Raw genomic sequence first — 1,628 nt, 5'->3', positions numbered from 1 at the left:
CTCGACTAGGCATTACATTCTTTTTTCCATCATTGGTTTGGCTCTGACCCAGCCCAGAGCCACAAGGAGAAGCCACCATGCCCCAGCGTCTGCAAATCCTCTACAACACCGTCATCGTCCCCAAGCTGCAAAAGGAGTTGGGCTACACCAACATCCACCAGGTGCCCCGCCTGGAGAAGATCGTGATCAACCGCGGCTTGGGGGAAGCTTCCCAAAATGCCAAGGCTCTGGAATCTTCCATTGCCGAGATCAGCGCCATCACCGGTCAGCGTCCGGTGATCACCCGCGCCAAAAAGGCAATTGCCAGCTTCAAGATTCGCAAGGGCATGCCGGTTGGCCTGATGGTAACCCTACGGCGGGAGCGCATGTATGCGTTTTTGGATCGCCTGATCAACATTGCTCTGCCCCGTATCCGTGACTTCCGCGGTGTCAGCCCCAAAGCCTTTGATGGACGAGGCAACTACACCCTCGGCATCCGCGAACAACTGATTTTTCCCGAAATCAACTATGACTCTGTAGATCAGTTGCGAGGTATGGATATTTCAATTGTGACCACTGCTAAAACCGACGAAGAGGGCCGTGCCCTGCTCAAAGCCTTTGGCATGCCCTTTGCCTCTTAGCTTTGCCCACCCTGAGTTTCCTTGATTGATCTTCCGAGGAGCACTGATGGCCCACACCAACGACACGATCGCCGATATGCTCACCCGCATTCGCAATGCCACCATGGCTCGGCACGAGTCGGTGGCAGTTCCGGCCACCCGCATGACCCGCAGCATCGCTCGCGTTCTTCATGAGGAAGGGTTCGTCAGCGAATGGAAGGAGGAGGGAGAAGGGATCCAAGCCCGGGTGGTGTTGCGATTGAAGTACAAGGGCAAAGGCCGCAACTGCAGGCCCATCATCAATGGTCTAAAGCGGGTGAGCCGACCCGGCCTGCGGGTTTACCGCAACCACAAAGAGCTGCCCCGAGTGCTGGGAGGAATTGGGATCGCCATCATCTCCACCTCCAACGGCATCATGACCGACCGGGAGGCTCGTAAGCAGGGCATTGGTGGTGAAGTCCTCTGTCTTGTCTACTAGACCTTAAGTTTTCTCTGGTCAGGAGTTTTTCCCATGTCCCGTATCGGTAGACGCCCCATCGCCCTTCCTGCCAAGGTGGAGATCCAGATCGACGGCCAACACATTGCAGTGAAAGGCCCGAAAGGTCAACTGTCCCGCAGTTTACCGCCCTTGATCACAGTCCAGCAAAACGCTCAGACGCTCACAGTCAGCCGTCTCAACGATTCTCGGCCTGCCCGCCAACTGCACGGCCTCTGCCGCACCTTGGTCGCCAACATGGTAGACGGAGTGTCCAAGGGATTTGAGCGGCGGCTGGAATTGGTGGGCGTGGGCTACCGGGCTGCCATCCAAGGCAGCAAGTTGGTTTTGAACGTCGGCTACAGTCACCCTGTGGAGATCCCCTTTCCCCCCGGCATCCAAATTGCCGTTGAGGGAAACAACATCATTGTTGTCTCAGGCACAGATAAAGAACTGGTGGGCAATACTGCCGCCCGTATCCGAGCCGTCCGGCCCCCAGAGCCCTACAAGGGGAAAGGGATCCGTTATCTAGGGGAACAAGTTCGCCGCAAGGC

General features: G+C 56.9%; 3 protein-coding genes. All 3 read left to right on the top strand.

Features of this window, described 5'->3' with window-relative positions; genetic code table 11:
• Positions 1 to 77 precede the first annotated feature (77 nt).
• Positions 78 to 620 (top strand): 50S ribosomal protein L5, encoded by a 543-nt coding sequence (gene rplE, locus NW820_RS02895; RefSeq protein ID WP_414355946.1) that lies wholly within the window; start codon positions 78 to 80, stop codon positions 618 to 620.
• A 46-nt stretch (positions 621 to 666) separates the two neighbouring features.
• On the top strand, positions 667 to 1,077 hold the full coding sequence (rpsH, locus tag NW820_RS02890; RefSeq protein WP_011434165.1) for a 30S ribosomal protein S8: 411 nt from the start codon (positions 667 to 669) through the stop codon (positions 1,075 to 1,077).
• A 33-nt stretch (positions 1,078 to 1,110) separates the two neighbouring features.
• Positions 1,111 to 1,628, top strand: a 518-nt coding sequence (gene rplF, locus NW820_RS02885; RefSeq protein ID WP_414406640.1) for a 50S ribosomal protein L6, incomplete at its 3' end; no start/stop codon positions are given.

The organism is Synechococcus sp. R55.7, assembly GCF_047461955.1.
GTDB lineage: Bacteria > Cyanobacteriota > Cyanobacteriia > Thermostichales > Thermostichaceae > Thermostichus.
The sequence above is the reverse complement of the archived record's forward strand: the minus strand, read 5'-3'. Positions and strand labels throughout refer to the sequence as shown.

Coding starts and splice junctions, on each gene's coding strand:
- rplE (WP_414355946.1), top strand. CDS start 78: ATGCCCCAGCGTCTGCAAATCCTCTACAACACCGTCATCGTCCCCAAG.
- rpsH (WP_011434165.1), top strand. CDS start 667: ATGGCCCACACCAACGACACGATCGCCGATATGCTCACCCGCATTCGC.